The organism is Chryseobacterium sp. SIMBA_029, assembly GCF_046535275.1.
Taxonomy (GTDB): Bacteria; Bacteroidota; Bacteroidia; order Flavobacteriales; family Weeksellaceae; genus Chryseobacterium.
In genome coordinates, this window is record NZ_JAWRXA010000003.1 from 274,231 (window position 1) to 293,542 (window position 19,312).

Here is a 19,312-nt window from a genome sequence, read left to right on the forward strand (position 1 = left end):
ATTTTAAGCACTTAAGGATTCTATAGACAATGAAAAAAGTAACAATCGGAGCAGCGCTATTAACAGCAATGTTCACATTTGCTCAGCAAAAAGACACTATTAAATCAAATGATATTGAAGAAGTTATTGTTAACGGGAAATATTATAAGAAATATGTAGAAAAACAGGGTTCTTCTTCCCTGCGTCTGGATGAAGATCTTATCAAAATTCCTCAGAACATTTCCATTATTACGGGCAGGGCATTAGAAGATCAGCAGGTTACGACTTTGAGTGACGGTGTTTTAAGAAACGTTGCCGGAGCACAAAGACTAGAGCATTGGGGCGATATGTATACGAGAGTAAACATGAGAGGATCCAGAGCAGCCGCTTTCATGAACGGAGTGAATGTAACGTCCAACTGGGGACCTTTAAGTGAAGATATGAGTTTTGTAGACCATATTGAATTCATCAAAGGACCTTCAGGATTCTTAATGTCTAACGGTGAACCGAGCGGTATCTACAATATTGTAACTAAAAAACCTACCGGAAATGCCTTAAACGGAAGTGCAAGAGTAACTCTTGGAAGCTTCAATATGTACAGAGGAGAAGCGGATATTGATACTAAAATCACTGATAAAGTAGCTTTCAGACTGAATTTAATGGCTCAGAACAAAAACAGTTTCAGAGATTATGAATTCAATGACCGATACATCATCAATCCTTCCTTGAAAGTAAAACTTTCTGATAACACGACTTTAACAGCAGAATACATCTACCAGAGAGCAAAAATGTCTGAAGTAGGGTCGGCGTATGTGTATAGCTTTGCAGGATACGGTACCAAGCCGGTAGAATACACCGTTACCGACCCGGGTATTGACCCTACAAAAGTGACGAACAATACCGTCAATGTAAATTTACAGCATAAATTCAATGACAACTGGAAGTTAACCACGCAGTTATCTTATGTGAATGAATATACAATGGGTAGCGATATCTGGCCGGGAAATTTCATTTCTGACACTCAATTCATCAGAAATCTTAATTTCTGGGAAGCGAGTAACGTTATGAAGTTTGGACAGGCATTTTTAAATGGTTACGTAAAAACAGGATCAGTTTCCCACAAAATCTTAGCAGGTCTTGACCTAGGTTCTAAAAAGTATCTTGCTGACTGGAGCAAAAGTGGTCCTTTAGATACGGCGGCAAACCCTTTTAACCTGAATGCAACTTCTTTCCAGCCTGCAGCTAATTATCCTCATTTTAATACAGACGGAAAATCTCTTTTAGAAAGAGCGACACCGTACGGAACTATCGAGCAAAACTATACAGGTCTTTATCTTCAGGATGAGCTAGGATTCTTGGATGATGCTTTAAGATTAACTGTTGCTGCCCGCTATACCAATGTAAAAGAAAATAGCTACGGTACCAAAACGGAGGCCAGCAGAATTACCCCCCGTGTTGGACTGAGCTATTCAATTAATGAGAATATGTCTGCCTATGCTTTGTATGATCAGGCATTTTCACCGCAATCAGGTCTTTTTAGAGATGGTACAACGGCAAAACCTATTACAGGAAACAATGTAGAAGTAGGAGTTAAAAAAGATTGGTTTAGCGGAAAATGGAATACTACATTATCTCTTTATAATATTAATAAAAACAATGCTATTGACAGGGATCCCAGCCCAGATAACGCAAGCGGCATGTATTCTATCCTTCTTGGGAAAACCAGAGTTCAGGGGGCAGAATTTGATCTTAAAGGAGAAATTACGAGAGGATTTAATGCTATTTTCAATTATGCTTTTACTGAAAACAAATTTACAGAAACAACTGCTTTAAGCAACAAAGGAGATAAGGTTCCGGGATATGCAAAACATACGGTTAACGGATGGTTAAATTATACATTCACAGACGGTGATCTGGAAGGTTTTGGATTAAGCTTTGGAGGAACCTATCTGGGAGGAAGAAGCAGCTGGAACTGGGGAAGCACTAATGCCCCTTTACAAATGAATGATTATGTAAAGTTCGACGCCGGTCTTTCTTGGGAAAACACGAAGTTTAGAGTAGGTCTTAATGTATTCAATCTTTTCGACAGATATTTATACAGCGGAAGCAGTATCAATTTCACGATGGCAGATGGTACGCAAAAAGGCGGTTACTATTATCAGGCAGAAGCTCCAAGAAATTTCAGATTATCAATAGGATATAAATTTTAAATACATAAAGTTAACCCCACAGCGGGTTAACTTTTTACTATGAGGAAAAAGCATCACCCTAAAAAGAAAATTTCTTCAACGAAAAAATGGTCTGCCAAACTGCATTTGTGGTTTGGCTTGTCCGTTGGTTTGATTGTTTTCATTGTTTCACTGACCGGTACGCTTTACGTTTTTAAGGATGAAATACAGAACAGCCTTCGAAAAGAAGCTATCTATGTAAAAGAAACCACCAGTACACCCCTATCTATTAACGTACTAAAGGAAAAAATAACCTTAGAGATTAATGAAAAATATCCGGTAAGCGCTGTTGAAATTCCTCTCGACAAGAATAAGTCTTACAAGTTTTCTTATTATGAAAAAAATAAAAAAGGCTGGAATTATTTTGACGAAGTAAAAATCAACAAGCTGGTGTATGTCAACCAATACACAGGGAAAATTCTGGCTGTTTATGATGAAAAGTATGACTTTTTCAATATCGTAAAATACATCCACTGGAGTCTACTCCTGAATTCTACGTGGGGACCCTATGTGGTGGGAATTCCGGTCGTTCTTTTTATCATCATGCTCATCACAGGAATCATTTTATGGTGGCCACAAAATAAGAAAGCAAGAAAAGGACGTTTCTGGTTCAACTGGAACAATGTAAAAACCTGGAAGCGTAAAAATTATGATCTTCATAATGTATTAGGATTTTATGCTTCATTTATTGCCCTGCTAATGAGTATAACAGGGATTTATTTTACATATCCCTATGTGAAAAACGTCTTTAATTTCGCATTATCAGGTTCTTTAGAGCTTCCGAAAGAAAAAGAAATCAAATCTCCGGACTCTCTTCTGGCAAAAAATACATCGGTTTTTGACCTTAGTGCTCAAGAAACAAGAAAACGCTATTCATCCTCTTCAAGTTTCAGAATTTCTTTAAACGGGAAAAATAAAAAAGGAAAAGAATTAAAAAATATTCCGGTCCTCGTGTATGGAAAAGAAGGGCGATTCAGTGAAAGAAATCAAATCGTATTTGATAAATACTCAGGAAAACTGCTGTCTGACAAACCTCATCAAACATTAAGCAACGCAGAAAAATATTCCAATGCCAACTATGATATCCACACCGGGTCCTACTTCGGACTGTTTGGAAAGATTATTTGGTTCATCGCAGGGCTTACTTGCACCTCACTTCCTATCACCGGATTTCTGGTATGGTGGGGAAAAAGAAAAAAACAAGGAAAGAAATTATCATGAGAAAAGTGCTTCTATCGGCAGCCTGTCTGGGAACGACGACTGTTTTTGCTCAAATTAAAGATACATTACAGTCTCAAAATGTTGACGAAGTCATCATGACTGCTTCCAGAAAAAAGGAAAATATAAAAGAGATCCCCGGTTCTGTAACTGTGGTAAACGAAAAGCAGATCCAGGCTCAGCTGACCGTGAATTCTGATATTACCAGCATCCTGCAATATACGGTTCCCAGTTTAGGAACCAATTCAGGGCAAACTTCCAACACTGGACAGACGTTACGAGGCCGTCAGGTATTGGTACTTATTGATGGTGTTCCCCAGTCGACACCGCTTAGAAACGGAGCCAGAGACTTAAGGACGATTGACCCTTCAGTGATCGAAAGAATAGAAGTGATCAAAGGAGCTTCCTCGATTTACGGAAACGGAGCGGATGGAGGAATCATCAACTACATTACCAAAAGAAGCAAAACCGACCAAAAAATATCCGGAATTTCTCAATTCGGACTGACAGCACAGCCTTACGGCGGAACATTAGGCTTCAGAGCGAGCCAGCTTCTATCTGGAAAGGTCAATAGGTTTGATTATGTTATTTCTATGGCCTATGAAAGAACAGGCTACATGAAAGATGCAGACGGAATTAATCTAAGTCCTACGTACAGCCCCGCAAAAATGGATAATTATAACGGAATGCTGAAAGTGGGGTATACGATCAACAATGATCAGAGAATTGAAGCGTCCTATATTGGATATGCTTCCAGATCTGATTTAAATTTAGGATTAAAAACAGGAAAATACGGCATTACCCCAACCATCGGAGAAGGAGTTGGGAAAAACCTTGAAACCACACCGCAGGGAACTCCCAGAAATCATAATATCAAACTAAGTTATGATCATAAAAATCTATTCTGGGGAACTACAGCCTTAAATGTAAACACCTATTATCAGGATTTCAGAACCGTTTACGGATACAGTGATACCTTCTTAAATGGGGGGCAGTCCAACGTCATTTCAAAAAAATATGGCGCTAGAGCTAATTTTGACACTCAATTGTGGAATGGAAAAAATTCTCAGGGAGAAGTGATCTATGGCCTTGATGTCCTGAATGACCAGACCGTACAAAAGCTTGAAGACGGCCGTTACTGGACACCGGATATGAATATGACCAACATTGCTCCCTTTTTGTTGGTGAAAATTGATCTATTAAAAAAATTAACGATCAAAGGAGGATTACGCTATGAAAACATGAGCGTGAATGTCGGAGATTTCAATACCCTTTCTTCCATAAAAAATGACGGTACTTTTACCCAAAGTATCTTTGTAACCGGAGGAAAACTGAAATATAATGCCTTAGTAGGAAATATCGGAGTCCGTTATAATATTGAAAACTATATCAATCTGTTCGGAAGCTTTTCACAGTCCTACTCGATCAATGAGCTGGGAAGAATTTTAAGAACCTCAACGCAGGGAACCATCCAGAATTTAGAAACCAAGCCCATTATTGTCAACAACTACGAATTGGGAGCCACAGGACAGATTTCAAAATGGATTAATTATGAAATCACCTCTTATGTAAGCACTTCAAAACTGGGGGCATCATTCGTTCAGAGTCCGGACAGGGCTTTAACCATTCAAAGATCCCCTGAAGTAGTCTATGGTGTAGAAGGATTTTTGCATTTCACGCCTGCAAAATGGTTCAATTTCGGAGGAAGCTATAGCTGGATCGAAGGTATTACTTCAGTAAAAAACGATGGTGATTATTCAACGAAAATCAACAACAGCAGAATCTCTGCACCGAAAGTACTGGCGTATGTCCAGGTAAGACCGACCTCATCTCTGTCATTCGGGCTGGATATGCTTCACGCTTTTAAACAGGACCGCTTTGACCCCAACCCAAAAACAGGATTGTATGCATACGGTGAAGGATTCGTTCCCGATTACACCATTTTCAACCTGAAATCAAGCTACGAGGTTACTCACAACTGGAAACTATCCTTAGGTATTGAAAATCTCTTCAACACAACCTATCAGCCTGCCATTGCCTGGTGGTCTGCGAGAGACAGTGACTTCACCAACTCTTTAGGGATGAGAGGAACTTTCATGATTGAATATAAATTTTAATTAAACTAAATAAAAAAAGTAAGCATATATTTGCCAGACTTTCTATTGCGATATGAAGAGAAAACATCATAAAAAGAAGCCTAGTTTTTTTAAAAAATGGTCAGCAAAACTGCATTTGTGGTTTGGTTTGGGAATCGGATTTTTGATTTTCATTATTTCTATTACCGGAGCCTTATATGTTTTTAAGGATGAGATTGAAAATATTACCCGTAAAGATGTTATCTACCACAACGAACAGCACATTGCCCAGAAACAGATTCTTCCTATCAGAGTATTGGAAAAATCCGTTGATGAGCAGGTAAAAGAAAAATATCCCATTCATTGGGTGAATGTTCCTATTGACAAAAAAATGTCGTATCAGTTCTACTGGTATGAGCACAATAAAGACGGCTGGAATTATTTTGATGAATTCCCCATCTATAAAGTGGCCTATGTAAATCCTTACAACGGAAAGGTATTAAGAACATATGATGAGAAAAACGGCTTTTTCCAGATTGTGAAAATGATCCACTGGAGTTACCTTTTAAAGCAGGAATGGGGAACGTATGTAGTGGGAATTCCTGTGATCATCTTCATTATTATGCTAATCTCAGGAATCGTTCTGTGGTGGCCTAAGAATAAAGCCGCAAGAAAACAGCGTTTCTCTTTTAAATGGAAGAATATCAAAAGCTGGAAAAGAAAAAACTATGATCTTCACAATGTATTAGGATTCTATGCTTCTATTTTTGCTTTAATCTTTTCTATCACGGGTCTTTTTTATGCATTCTTTATTGTTCAGGCAGCGATCTATGTTATTTTCTCCGGTGGTGAGACGAAATACCCTGATTTTTCCGCGATAAAAACAAAAGCTCCTATCGAACTGAGAACAGAAGGAACATTAGATAAAATCATCAACACGGTTCAGCAGAAATATCCGGATTCTTTTGGTTTTGCGATCGATCTGGGCCACGAACATATGGATGATCACGAACATCCTAATTTTGAAGTCTATGTAAAGCATCTCTCCTACTCTTATCATAAAAGCAGCAGTCTTATCTTTGATGAAAACTCAGGGGAACTGTTACATACTCATGATCCTAAGGACAAAAATTTCGGTGAAAAAGCAGTGGGAGCCAATTATGATATTCACGTTGGATCAATTCTAGGACTTCCTACAAAAATTATTGCGTTCATTGTCAGTCTTATATGTGCTTCATTACCCGTAACAGGCTTCCTGATCTGGTGGGGAAGAAGAAAAAAGAAACCGGTAAAAGCCATCTAAAACTTTTTTTAAGAAATGTTGAGTTAATAATTTATTAATACAATCTTTTTTATAATTTTAACCCTTTAGAATTTAAAATAGAAATGTCATTAATAGATTTATCAAAACACGTTGCCCTAGGAATTGATATTGGCGGAACTAATACTAAGTTCGGAGTTGTAAATCACCGCGGGGAAGTCCTTGAAAAAGGAAATCTAAGGACCGATGAATTCGAGAAGGTTGAGGATTTTATCGATGCTTTATATAACAAAGTACATCCACTGATCGAAAAATACGGGACAGAGAAAAACTTTGACGGAATCGGCGTAGGCGCTCCGAATGCCAACTATTACAAAGGAACCATCGAGCAGGCCCCCAATTTGCCATGGAAAGGTTTAGTGCCTTTCAGTGATATGATGAAGGCCAAATTCAACCTGCCGTGTACCATTACGAATGATGCCAATGCAGCAGCTCTTGGTGAAATGCTTTTCGGTGCCGCACGCGGGATGAAAGATTTTATCATGATCACCCTGGGAACAGGAGTAGGCAGCGGAATCATTTCTAATGGAAGTTTGATCTACGGACATGACGGTTTTGCCGGAGAATTAGGCCATACTATTGTAAAACCTGGTGGAAGAAAGCACTGGAGTACCGGTTCTGAAGGAAGCCTGGAAGCTTATGCTTCTGCGACAGGAATCGCCATCACCGCAAAGAAAATGAGGGCAGAATTTCCGGAATCAATGTTAAGCGAGTATACCGAGGAATCTATTAATTCTAAAACAGTACATGAATGCGCTCTGAAAGGCGATCCTATCGCTATTGAGGTATTCAGATATACAGGACAGAAATTAGGGGAAGCATTGGCTAATTTTGTGATGTTCTCTTCTCCTGAAGCCATTCTTTTATTTGGCGGTGTTATTAAGGCCGGAGAATTTATCTTAAAACCGACAAAACTTCACATGGAAAGAAATCTTCTTCCTATTTTCAGAAATAAAGTAAAATTGGTTTTCAGTGAGCTGGACGAAGCGGATGCTGCCATTCTTGGAGCAAGTGCTTTGGTTTGGGAAAAGTAATTGAAAGCTATTTTAAATATATGAAGCATCCTTTTTAAGGGTGCTTTTTTTTTTGTTATCTGGTAATCTGCTGATGACTGTTTGTATTGAAGATTACCACAGATTGCACAGATCTGCACTTATGATTATGCTTTATGTTTCTTGTGGTTATTTTGCTTTCATTTTAAAAAATCTCGCAGATTAAACAGATTAAGCAGAAGTTTGGATTCCTCTTTCTTATGGCTATTTGTTATATCAGTCGGGGCATTCGTGTTGAAAGCTAGCCACAGATTACACAAATATTCACAGATGATTGTGCTTCATGTGGGTATTCTTACCTTTAAAAATCTCGCAGATTAAACAAATTATCGCAGAGGTTTAAGCTTATCTTTCTTGTGCTCATTTGTGATATCTATTTGTGTTATTCGTGTGTACAATTGAAAAAGTTTTTCCTATTTTTGATTAGTTTTTTTCACTCATTTCCATAGCGGATAAGAGTAAAACCGGACCAATATAATAATCAATCTACAATGGATAAAAATAATTTAGAACAGATCACCTTCGGAGGCGGATGTTTCTGGTGTGTGGAAAGCTGTTTCAATATGCTGAAAGGGGTAGAATCTGCCATTTCCGGATATTCCGGAGGCCATAAAGACCAACCAACCTATGAAGAGGTGTGCACGGGAGAAACCGGACATGCCGAAGTGGTACAGATCACATATGATCCTTCCATCATCTCTTATGAACAATTGATGGATGTCTTTTTCTTCCTTCACGATCCTACGCAGCTCAACAGACAGGGCAATGATATCGGAACACAATACCGCTCCGTCATTTACTATAAAGATGAAGCCGAAAAGCAAAAAGCTATAGAAGCCATCAAAACTTCTGAAGCCTCAGGAAGATGGCCGGGTACTTATGTAACAGAATTAACTCCATTCGAAAAATTCTGGCCGGCAGAACAATACCACCAGGGATATTACAACGTTAACCCAACACAGCCTTACTGTAGCGCCGTAGTAGGCCCTAAGATCCAGAAGTTTAAAAAACATTTCGGAGAACTGGGAATGCTGACCGCAGATTCAGAATAATACAAAAAGCGAAGAGTGATCTTCGCTTTTTTTTGGTTTAAAGTATTTGAATAAAGTATTTCTAGTCTACTCCTGCGTAGAAATCCACCATATGCTCACTAACTCTTTTTAATTCTTTTCCATTTTCAGGATTTTTTCCATCCATCGTAAAGAACTCTACCTTATTGTTGCATTTTGAATACCATGTCTTTCCTACAGCATTGTCTATAGTTAAAGTATCTGGTCTCATAATTTTCTTAAAATTGGTAAGTATATTTTTGTCCATTGCCACTACATCAGAATTAGGGTTAACAAATGTATTGTTGGTACTTACATATTCTTCTCCATTCCAATACATATATTTATCATTCCCCAATCCTCCTCCTTGATAAGTCAATCCAAATGCTAAAGTCAGTATCATAGCTCCAATTCCCATCCCATTTTTTGCTAATTGCGGTACATTAAAAATAGGCTGATTGGTAATGTTAATAATTATTTTCGAAAGTTTCTCGGAAAGAGAATCTTCATCCTGATTTATTTTAAGTTCTATTTTCGTTTCTCCTGTATCTCTTTCACTCACCGCATTCTCACAAAAAGCCTCAAAACTATCATATCCTACATACCAGCTTAGCTGATCCAGTGTAATTTCATCTATTGCATAATCTTCATTCTCTTTTATAAGTCTTTTATGATATCTCACAAAGGTTCTTACATCCTTAGCGGAACCAAACTTACCTTCTAGCTCAAAAACTAGATAAGTTAAAACAGAAACATTACTAGAGTAAATTCTGTTCAGCTCTTTTTTCGCTTTTTCATATGCTTTTTTTAGCAACAATTTCTTCTTATCAAACATGGAATTAGTTTAAAGGGATTAGTGGTGTCTAAATTAGACAAAACTTAGACAATGACATTACGGATTTCCGTAAAAACCAGCTATTTATCTCCCAACCGCTGTCCTTCCTCTGTCTAGGAATGACACCCATTTCTGTCTTTACTTTGTCCTCAGAGATCAGCAAGAAACAAACAATAAAAAAACAAATTCAAAAAAGCTGATTTCAACATCACCAGATAAAACGGAGGAAAACTCCGGGTTGGGAAGCAGATGTTTTTCCTCCGTTTTTGAAGGTTCACTTCCCAAAAAAATTAGAAGCGCTTCGAAATTTTAAACGTGTACAGCTCGTGATCGAAAATCATGAGAGGAAGAAAAACAGTCTAAAAACTTCAAAATTTTAAGGAAATGATCCAGTTTATATTAATGCTACTTGGTTTAGCATTCTCAAATAATAACGCAAATACAACAACAAGTGACAATAACCCTAATCCGGTAACCATGCAAAGCGGAATTCCCGGAAGCGGTATAGATCCTGGAGAAGGTGGAGACACCGGCGGAGATACAATACAAGTACCTCCTAAAAAATAATTCAAAATAGGAGAAACTTAATTTTTTCTCCTGTTTTCATTATATTTAAGAAATAAAAAAGGACAGATTGTATAAATCTGTCCTTTTTTATTAATTTGCATTAAACTCTTTCCATGAAAAAACTATATTTTTTATTAATCATAATAAATCTTCTGCATTCTTGTCATAAAAAAAATTTACAACAGGAGAGTAATCGATTTTATGAAAAAGCTTTTACATTTCTAGAAGAAAAAAATGAAGACAGTGCATATGTAAATTTTGACAAAGCAAAAGAGATCTTTGTAGAAAGCAAAAATAAAATAAAGGAAGGAAAATGTCTTATCCAAATGGCAATAATATCCACGAACAAAGGAGATTATTATAGTGGACAATCACTTTCCACACAAGCAATAAAATGCTTGAATGAAAATGACAAGGACCAATTTTCTGATATCTATTCCAATTATAACAATCTTGGAATTTCAAGCGACAATTTAAAAGATTATGAAAATGCAATTAAATTCAACAAATTAGCATTAAAATTTGCAATTGAAAAATCAGAAAGATTAATCTCATTAAATAATCTCAGTAGTGTTTATAGAGAAAATAAACAATATGATCAAGCCATTAAGATTTATAAAAATATTCTAATTAATTCCAAGATAGAGAACAACAAAATCTATCCTACTGCATTAACTAATCTTGCTGTATCAAAATGGTCTGAAAATCCAAACTATGACCCTCAACCAGAACTTTTAAAAGCTTTAAAAATACGTGAAAATGAAAACGATCTTTGGGGTCAAAACTCTAGTCAATCTCATCTAAGTGATTATTTTAAGAATAAAAATTCTGAAAAAGCATTATTTCATGCAATTAAAATGTATGAAATTTCAAAAAAACTAAAGAGTCCTGATGATCAGTTAGAGGCATTAAAAAAAATTATCGAATTAGATACATACAATTACAAAAAATTCTTTGATAGATATACTACACTTAGGGACAGCCTTCAAATAGAAAGAAATAACTCCAAAAATCAGTTTGCACTAATAAAGTTTGACACTGAACAAATTAAAAAGCAAAATGCTCAGAACGAGAACCATATATTAACGCAATCTATTGCCTTGGGTATTTTAGTGGGCGTTTTAGTTGTGCTAATACTTATCATTATGTGGTATAAGAAGAGACAAAAAGGACTTCAGCAAGAAAAAGAACTCGAAGTTAAAAACACACAGCTTAAAATGTCGAAAAAAGTCCATGACGTAGTTGCCAATGGAATTTATCAGGTGATGACTAAAATTGAAAATCAGGAGGATTTCAGTAAAGATGAAGCGCTGGATGAACTGGAATTTGTGTACGAAAAATCCAGAGACATTTCCTACGATAAGGAAGATGCTACAGAAGAAGAGGATTTTAGCGAAAAGATTTCAACCAGCATTGGTTCCTTTAATAACGATAGTGTAAAAACCTATATCGCCGGAAATGAAAAAAATATCTGGAAAAATGTAAGCCAGCCGAAACAGGACGAAATCTATCAAATTATTCGTGAGCTGCTTGTCAACATGAAAAAACACAGCCAGGCAAGCATTGTTTCTTTCCGCTTTGAAAGAATGAATAATGAGATCATCATTTACTATAAAGACAATGGAATTGGAATATCCGGAGCAGTAATGCATAAAAATGGATTAACAAATATGGTTTCCCGTATAGAAATTTTGAAAGGACAAATTATTTTTGACACCGAAACCGAAAAAGGATTGAAAATAAACATTTCATTTCCTGTTTACTAAAAAACTAAAAAAATGTTCAAAAAAATTTTAATAGCCGAAGACCATGAAATGGGTAGTTTATCTGTCCAGAAAACATTAGAAGAACTTAATATTCCGAATGTTGATTATGTATATTACTGTGATGATGCTTTAGCAAAAGTTAAAAAATCTATTCGTGAAAACGATCCTTACGACCTTATGATTACGGATCTTTCTTATGAAGAAGACCATCATCAACAAAATATCAAAGATGGAAAAGAATTGATTGAAGAAGTCAGAAAGCTACAGCCTCTCTTAAAAATCATTGTCTTTTCCGGAGAACGCAAATCCGGAATTATTGATTCACTTTTTACCGAATCCGGAATTAACGGATATGTCCGCAAAGCCAGAAATGACTCTAAAGAACTGAAAAAAGCAATTGCATCCGTATATGTCAATGAAAACTATCTGTCTCTTGATCTTAAACAAGAAGTAAAGAAACTCAACAGTTATGAGTTTACCTCTTATGACATAACGCTTGTTTCCCTTCTTTCTCAGGGAGTACAGCAAAAAAACATTCCAACCTATCTGCAGAATAATAATATCACCCCTAATAGTCTGAGTAGCGTGGAAAAAAAATTAAACAATTTAAAAGAAGCCCTGGAAGTAACAAGCAATGAACAATTAATCGCCTTCTGCAAAGACCTGGGAATTATTTAATCCTGTTTTCACACCGTATATGAACCTTTCAATTTTTTGGAAGGTTTTTTTCTTTTACGGATAACCGTAAGGATTCATTTTCTAATCGTTCTACTTTTGACCCAATTAATCATTTAAAAATTTTATTATGAATGTAAAACACACTCCGACAAACATTACTCACAAAGGGCAAAAAGGAGGAACCACAGGCTGCGGTACTAACACGAATGTTCATTCCGATCATTGGGTAAATACGAATGACAAAATAACATGCGACAAAAACGGATGTAAAAATTAAGAACCATGGAAAAATTTGTCATCACAAAAAGAATCAACAACGAGTATCAGTTTAATTTAAAAGCCGGAAATGGTGAAATTATTTTAACCAGTGAAGGCTACGTTCAGAAAGCATCTTGCCTAAAAGGTATTGAATCTGTGAAGATCAATTCTCAGGAGGACTCAAGATACAACCGAAGAGTTGCCAAGAACGATAAAGATTATTTTGTATTAAAAGCAAGAAACGGGGAAATTATTGGTAAAAGCCAATATTACAGTTCCAAACCTTCCATGGAAGTCGGAATTTTATCTGTAAAAAAGAATGCTCCTACAGCTGAAATCGTTGACGAAACTCTTTAAAAAACACTACTATGGATCTCAAAATTAAACTTGAACAATTACACCAGAAAGTAGTCGGCCTGAAAGATCAGATCAGCACGGAAGAAGCTACAAAAAATGCATTTGTAATGCCTTTTATACAGATTTTAGGGTACGATATCTTTAATCCTACTGAAGTTATTCCGGAACATATCTGCGACATCGGAACCAAAAAAGGAGAGAAAGTAGATTATGTAATCAAACATAATGACGAGCCTATTTTCATCATAGAATGCAAGCACTGGAAAGAAAATGCCGATGCGCACAATTCCCAGCTTCACCGGTATTATCATGTTTCAAAAACACGGTTTGGTGTGCTGACCAATGGGATTGTCTATAACTTCTATACCGATCTGGAAAAGCCTAATATTATGGACGAAAAGCCATTTTTCACCATCAATATTGAAAATTTAAAAGACAGTTCAATCAAAATTCTTGAGAGTTTCACTAAAAAGGATTACAATCTTGAAAGCATTTTAGATTCTGCCGAAGCTTTAAAATACATCAAAGCAATCAGGAAAGAGTTCGAAAAAGAAATTGAAACCCCTTCCGACGAACTCGTTAAATTATTGGTCAGCAGATTCTTTGAAAAACCAATCACAGCCAACAGAATGGTTTCTTTTAAGGAATACACTAAAAAGGCTTTGACGACTTCCATCAATGAATCCATCAGTTTCAGGCTGAAATCTGCTTTAAGTATTAATGAACAGATTGAAAAACAGGAAGAAGGGGTAAAACCATCCCAGCCTATCGATGAAAATAATGATTCTAAAATTGTAACCACCGAAGAAGAGTTGGAAGCCTTCCAGATTGTCAAAGCGATTTTGAGAGAGAAAATACCTTCTGCAAGAATTGCCCACAGGGATACTCTCTCCTATTTCGGAGTTTTGTTGGATGATAACAACAGAAAACCTCTCTGTCGTTTCCATTTTAATACGGCCAACAAATATTTGGAAACATTCCACAATGGTAAAGAAGCCGGCGAAAAAGTACTCCTGAATAATCTGGATGAAATATATAATTTCAAAGAAGAGCTCCATAAAACCTTAGAAAACTATAACTAACCAAAACTAATACCCATGAAAACTCTTTTACTTTTTGTGAAAATTTCAAGATGGAGCTTCGGTATTATGTTTCTTCTGATCTCGCTGGGTTTATTAATCGAACAGGCTTTTATAGCCTCATCAGCCATGCTTATTCCGACACTCTTTTTAATTCCTTTAACCTGTAATTTCATTGTTAAAAAGGTATCGGCCATAGACATTGACGGCACGAACAAGCTTCTGAAAACGATAGATTATGCAAATCTTCAAACGATTTTGCCTGTCTACCAGCAAAACGCGACCAACAGCCCCAAACCGGTAAGTGATAAGCAAAAAATTAAAGCGGGAAGAAAAATTTACTATAAGACCTTATGCAAAGCAGTTTCGGATTTTCATCTTACACAGAGTGAAATCCAAGCCCTGAACAGCATTAAACTTTATTTCAGCTTATCTGATGAACAAATCTCTCTGGAAAAAAAGAAAATTGCTGAAAAAACGGTTAGCACTTTAATTCAGAAATGCTATGAAAATAATGTATTGACCGATGCGGAAAATCAGCAGATTATGACGATTGCGGCTTTTCTTCAATTCCCATTGCAACAAACAGAAGCCATTAAGCAAAAAATTGCAGTGTCATTATTTAATAAAATATTGGACGAAAAAGTTTCAGACAGCCGTCTTTCTCCTTCGAAGGAAACCCAATTAGTGCAGACTACCCGTGATTTGAAAATTAATCATCAGAATATTAAAACATTGATTTCTGACAAAAAAATCAGACAGCTGATGCGCGCCAAATTATTATGGAATTTAGATCATGGAATCTTTCCCACTCTTTACAATCCTCCCATCACATTAATGAGAGATGAAACAGGCTATCTGCAGTTCAATGCCACGTTGATTGAAAACAAATTGGTCCATGCAGGATATTCCCGCTCCAGTACCAGTGTTTCTTTCAGAATAACAAAAGGAGTAAGCGCCAGAGTGGGCGGCGGAAGATATCGTCCGGTAAAAGAGCAGGTAAGAAAAACCTATCCCGGTACTTTATTTTTAACCAATTCCAGAATCGTCTTCAATGCAGGAGCAAAAAGCTTTCAGATCCCATTTAATAAACTGATATCCCACGAATTTCAGTGGGGCAGCTTTGAATTGATCGTCCAGAACAAAAGCTATGCATTAAGCCTGAACAGAAACGAAGCAGAAGTTTTGGCAATAGGATTATCCAGTTCCATCCGGCAATACGGAAAGATGAATGATCATATAAAAGTGCAGGCTATGAGAGAGATTTCGATGCATGACACTTTTATCAGCATGTCATAAACCAGTCTTCTATTGAAGCATAACCATTGAAAACCAATATATAATTTAATGTAAAAAACCATGAAAACGTTCATTTCTATACTCATTCTATGCATCGGTACATTTACAGCTGTTTCTTTCAGCCTTTCTGATTCCGAAAGCTCACATCATGGCGGAAGATGTACCGGTTCTGCATCCTGCAGCGCCTGTTCCAATTGCACAGGCTGCGCTCATTGCTCTTCCGGGGGAAGCTGTGGTGTATGCAGTGGTGGTTCTTATGGAAAGAAATCATCTTCAAAGAAAAAGAAATCTAAAGCTTCTCCAGATTCCCATTACACCCAAAAAAGCAAGTCTTATCATTCTCCAAAAATCCGGATTGATGAAATCAACATCAATACCAACAACCGGTATTTTGCAGGAGTTGCCGTTACCAAAATTTATGAAAAGCCTTTTCTAAACTCTAAAATAATAGAGACCGTTCCAAAAAACACAGAATTAAAGCAGCTATCCAAACAAAATTCCTGGTATAAAGTACAGGTGAAAAAAAGCGGAAAGGTTGGGTATGTCTATTACAAAGATGTAAAATAATGCAACTGAAAAAGAAAATATTCATTCTTTTACTTCCTGTCGCTTTCGGAGGGATGATATACATAATATTTCGCTCCGATCAACTCCTTATGTTCAGTTGGCTAAGGTCTGTAAATGAAGTGCATTCAGTAAATAATTTCGGAAATACTCTTCGCGTTTTCCATTGGTTTAAATACAGTCTTCCAGATGGTTTATGGCTATTTTCATATACAGCCTTAATGCTTGAAATATGGAAACACCGAATAAACAATCAGAGTTTTTTTTGGATTTTCAGCCTCCCGTGTATGGCCTTACTTTCAGAATTTTTGCAGCTTTTCAAAGTAATACCGGGAACTTTTGATCTTATTGATCTCATCTTTTATTTCCTCGGAGCAGCACTCCCTTTTTATAAGTCTAACGCATTAATCTTTAACACTAACAATTATGAAAAAATTTAATCATTACATTTCAGCCGGATTTTTTGTATTCTTTATTTTCATAGCATTCGGAAGTATGGATGATAAAAAAAACTCCCGATTGTCAAAAAGAATACAAACACTGGAAACATCGGAAGTTCATCCTCAAGAAATAGAAGTACAATCAGACCCTGAAAAAGAGGCGATCATCGAAAAATTAAAAGAAAAAGCCAGAAAAGACTGGCCAAATGATTATTCAACGCAGGAATTCTGGATAAATGAGCAGGTAGAATCCTATGAATATATGAAAACAATTGAAGATAATTCTATCAAAAGACAAGCGGAGAAAGATTGGCCGCTAGATTTTAGCACTCAAAAGTTTTGGTATGAAGAACAAGTTGAAGCTAAAGAAAGGCTACAATGAAACCTTTTCTTACCCTATGTGCAATCTGTTGTTTCGTAGCTGTTTTCAGACTTCCTATAGAATATTATACTATTTTGAGAATTTTGATCTCCATGGGTGCTTTACTCGTTTTGTATAATGCAGTCCGTTTTAAGCAATATTATTTCAGTCTGATTTTCCTTTTCATCCTTATCCTTTTCAACCCTGTTTTTCCGATTTATCTCTATCGAAAAAGTATATGGATTCCTATGGATATCATCACCGGAATTCTCTTTCTGCTGATTGCTTTTGTTGAAAAACCGGAAGAAAAAAAGGAAGAAATCACAGAAACTCCGGAAGAAACCATAGCACACCCTACCCATCAGAGATTCCATTCCCGGGATGTCATTATTAATCCTAAAAACCCAAGAGAAAACTAATCCAACTATGGAACATATTCAAATTACCGAAAATCTTAAAGCACACTTTTTAAGACTGTACCAGATGGCCATCTGTGATGATGATTTCAGTGCCCTGGAACTGAAAATGCTTTATAAATGCGCGGAAGAAAGAGGCATATCCCCTAAAAACCTGGACGAAATTCTTTTAAATCCCATCAATTTTAAATCGCTCGTTCCCCAGACGATTGAAGAAAAAGTAGACTATCTCTATGACCTCACCGTAATGATCTGGGCAGACGGAGTAATTTCTCCGAACGAATATTCTGCAATGGAAAAATATGTTCTGATGTTTGGATTCCTGGAAGAAAACGTAAAAGCGATTGTCGATTATCTGATAACCTCTGTAAAAACCGGAAAAAATAAAACAGATATTTTATACGAATTAAAAAACTAACTGATCATGACGACCAATATTAAAAATTTATTCAAATTAAAATCAATTCCCATTGAAACTCCAAAAGAGGAATCTCCCAAACCGGAAATTGACCCCAATGCAGAATCCCCTGAGGAAAGCAGGAAACGAACCTACCATGAATCCGGCTACAGAGACAGCTCCAGAAATAACGGAAATCATACAACGCTCTTCATTTGTCTGGATGCTGTCTACTCCAAATTTCAGAATGAGGAAAAAGAAATGGTAGAAAAGCAGCAAAAACTCAAAGAATCTTACGTTAACGAACAAAAAAACAGAGAAACAGAGATTAAAGCACTGACCGTTTCTCTGGAAACAAAAGAAGAACAGCTTACCAACAAAAACACGGAAATTGAAGACCATCAAAATAAAATTGAAAATTTAAAAGCAGAGATCAACGATTTACCTAGAAACCCGGAAAAGTACAACGTAAAAGCTACAAAAGGAGCTTCCACAAAATTCTGGATTGGCGCTATTCTACTCATTCCCATCACTTTATATCTACTAACATTTTATATTTCGACTTCTTATTCGGCGTTTTTTAAAAGTTTTGATGCAAAAAGTACGGTGATTCAAAGTGTGTTAGATGCACAGGCGTTCAGCAAAGCCTGGAATGAAGGAGTAATAGAAGGTGCTTTTGTCACTCTGATTCCATCCGTTTTCTTAGGGCTGGGATTTTTGATCCATATGTTTGGAGAAAACAAAACACGGCTCAACTATATCAAACTGGGATTGCTATTCATCGTCACATTCATCTTTGATGCTATTTTAGCGTACGAAATTGAGTCTAAATTATACGAACTCAACAAAACATTTGAATCTCCTCCATTCGATCTAAAAATCGCTTTTACTAAAAACCAGTTTTGGGGAATTATTTTCGCAGGATTCATTGTGTATATTATCTGGGGACTGGTTTTCGATTTTGTGATGAAGGAACACCGGGAGAAAGATAAAATTAAAAACGAACAGGAAATCAGACAGAAAAATGTGCTTTTCCTGCTGGAAAAAATTAATGTTCTAAAAAAAGAAATTGAAGAAATCCTTGCCAATATTGGAACGACCAAAGAGCTCATTATAAAAACACGCGGAAGGATTGAAGAGCTTCAAAACATCATTGACGGAGTGATTATTCCGACCAAAGATTATAAACTCTATGCTTCAGAATATGTTCAAGGCTGGGTCACGTTTATTGCCGAGAGAATAGCAGTTTCAAAAGCCGAAAAACAAACCATGATCGACAGCTGTATTGATATATACAGTACCAATCTGGAAGAAGTAGGAGCCAACTCTGACAATCAAAATTTAGTGTATTTATCCGCCTTATAACCCACTTC

General features: G+C 36.5%; 19 protein-coding genes. 18 read left to right on the forward strand and 1 reads right to left on the reverse strand.

Features of this window, described 5'->3' with window-relative positions; translation table 11 throughout:
• The first annotated feature begins 29 nt into the window (after positions 1 to 29).
• The 6 genes from SB679_RS06750 (at position 30) to msrA (ending at position 8,925) form a co-directional block, all read left to right on the forward strand.
• Complete coding sequence (locus tag SB679_RS06750) at positions 30 to 2,189, forward strand: TonB-dependent siderophore receptor (protein WP_410701513.1); 2,160 nt, start codon at positions 30 to 32, stop codon at positions 2,187 to 2,189.
• 39 nt (positions 2,190 to 2,228) lie between these two features.
• Positions 2,229 to 3,428 (forward strand): PepSY-associated TM helix domain-containing protein, encoded by a 1,200-nt coding sequence (locus tag SB679_RS06755; protein ID WP_410701514.1) that lies wholly within the window; start codon positions 2,229 to 2,231, stop codon positions 3,426 to 3,428.
• Positions 3,425 to 5,542 carry a TonB-dependent receptor gene (locus tag SB679_RS06760; protein ID WP_410701515.1) on the forward strand — a complete coding sequence of 706 codons (2,118 nt, stop codon included), beginning with the start codon at positions 3,425 to 3,427 and terminating at the stop codon, positions 5,540 to 5,542. The genes SB679_RS06755 and SB679_RS06760 overlap by 4 nt, the downstream gene beginning before the upstream one ends.
• 52 nt (positions 5,543 to 5,594) lie before the next feature.
• A complete protein-coding gene (locus SB679_RS06765) occupies positions 5,595 to 6,803 on the forward strand; it encodes a PepSY-associated TM helix domain-containing protein (protein WP_410701516.1) in 1,209 nt (402 codons plus the stop codon).
• A gap of 83 nt (positions 6,804 to 6,886) precedes the next feature.
• On the forward strand, positions 6,887 to 7,855 hold the full coding sequence (locus SB679_RS06770) for an ROK family protein (RefSeq protein WP_034709129.1): 969 nt from the start codon (positions 6,887 to 6,889) through the stop codon (positions 7,853 to 7,855).
• A 509-nt stretch (positions 7,856 to 8,364) separates the two neighbouring features.
• Positions 8,365 to 8,925: a peptide-methionine (S)-S-oxide reductase MsrA gene (msrA, locus tag SB679_RS06775; RefSeq protein WP_410701517.1), complete on the forward strand. Its 561-nt coding sequence runs from the start codon at positions 8,365 to 8,367 to the stop codon at positions 8,923 to 8,925.
• Between the two features lie 61 nt (positions 8,926 to 8,986).
• Here the strand turns inward: msrA and SB679_RS06780 are convergent, their stop codons facing one another.
• On the reverse strand, positions 8,987 to 9,757 hold the full coding sequence (locus tag SB679_RS06780; RefSeq protein WP_410701518.1) for a hypothetical protein: 771 nt from the start codon (positions 9,755 to 9,757) through the stop codon (positions 8,987 to 8,989).
• A gap of 384 nt (positions 9,758 to 10,141) precedes the next feature.
• Here SB679_RS06780 and SB679_RS06785 point away from each other — a divergent pair, with 384 nt between their 5' ends.
• From SB679_RS06785 to SB679_RS06840, 12 genes are all read left to right on the forward strand, one after another.
• Complete coding sequence (locus tag SB679_RS06785; protein ID WP_410701519.1) at positions 10,142 to 10,324, forward strand: hypothetical protein; 183 nt, start codon at positions 10,142 to 10,144, stop codon at positions 10,322 to 10,324.
• A gap of 113 nt (positions 10,325 to 10,437) precedes the next feature.
• Entirely contained in the window at positions 10,438 to 12,090 is a 1,653-nt protein-coding gene (locus tag SB679_RS06790; protein ID WP_410701520.1) for a hypothetical protein, read from the forward strand.
• A gap of 12 nt (positions 12,091 to 12,102) precedes the next feature.
• The gene (locus tag SB679_RS06795; protein ID WP_410701521.1) at positions 12,103 to 12,768 is read left to right on the forward strand and encodes a response regulator; all 666 of its coding nucleotides are present in this window, start codon (positions 12,103 to 12,105) and stop codon (positions 12,766 to 12,768) included.
• Between the two features lie 127 nt (positions 12,769 to 12,895).
• Positions 12,896 to 13,045, forward strand: coding sequence for a hypothetical protein (locus tag SB679_RS06800; protein ID WP_165570687.1), 150 nt, complete (start codon positions 12,896 to 12,898; stop codon positions 13,043 to 13,045).
• A 5-nt stretch (positions 13,046 to 13,050) separates the two neighbouring features.
• Complete coding sequence (locus SB679_RS06805) at positions 13,051 to 13,383, forward strand: YegP family protein (RefSeq protein WP_410701522.1); 333 nt, start codon at positions 13,051 to 13,053, stop codon at positions 13,381 to 13,383.
• An 11-nt stretch (positions 13,384 to 13,394) separates the two neighbouring features.
• Positions 13,395 to 14,465, forward strand: a complete 1,071-nt coding sequence (locus tag SB679_RS06810; RefSeq protein ID WP_410701523.1) for a type I restriction endonuclease — start codon at positions 13,395 to 13,397, stop codon at positions 14,463 to 14,465.
• Between the two features lie 15 nt (positions 14,466 to 14,480).
• Positions 14,481 to 15,761, forward strand: a complete 1,281-nt coding sequence (locus SB679_RS06815; RefSeq protein ID WP_410701524.1) for a hypothetical protein — start codon at positions 14,481 to 14,483, stop codon at positions 15,759 to 15,761.
• A 60-nt stretch (positions 15,762 to 15,821) separates the two neighbouring features.
• Positions 15,822 to 16,328: an SH3 domain-containing protein gene (locus SB679_RS06820; protein WP_410701525.1), complete on the forward strand. Its 507-nt coding sequence runs from the start codon at positions 15,822 to 15,824 to the stop codon at positions 16,326 to 16,328.
• 423 nt (positions 16,329 to 16,751) lie between these two features.
• The gene (locus SB679_RS06825) at positions 16,752 to 17,147 is read left to right on the forward strand and encodes a hypothetical protein (RefSeq protein ID WP_410701526.1); all 396 of its coding nucleotides are present in this window, start codon (positions 16,752 to 16,754) and stop codon (positions 17,145 to 17,147) included.
• On the forward strand, positions 17,144 to 17,545 hold the full coding sequence (locus SB679_RS06830) for a DUF6804 family protein (RefSeq protein WP_410701527.1): 402 nt from the start codon (positions 17,144 to 17,146) through the stop codon (positions 17,543 to 17,545). The genes SB679_RS06825 and SB679_RS06830 overlap by 4 nt, the downstream gene beginning before the upstream one ends.
• Positions 17,546 to 17,552: 7 nt before the next feature.
• Positions 17,553 to 17,960 (forward strand): hypothetical protein, encoded by a 408-nt coding sequence (locus SB679_RS06835; RefSeq protein WP_410701528.1) that lies wholly within the window; start codon positions 17,553 to 17,555, stop codon positions 17,958 to 17,960.
• 6 nt (positions 17,961 to 17,966) lie between these two features.
• The gene (locus tag SB679_RS06840) at positions 17,967 to 19,304 is read left to right on the forward strand and encodes a beta-carotene 15,15'-monooxygenase (RefSeq protein ID WP_410701529.1); all 1,338 of its coding nucleotides are present in this window, start codon (positions 17,967 to 17,969) and stop codon (positions 19,302 to 19,304) included.
• The last annotated feature ends 8 nt before the right edge of the window (positions 19,305 to 19,312 follow it).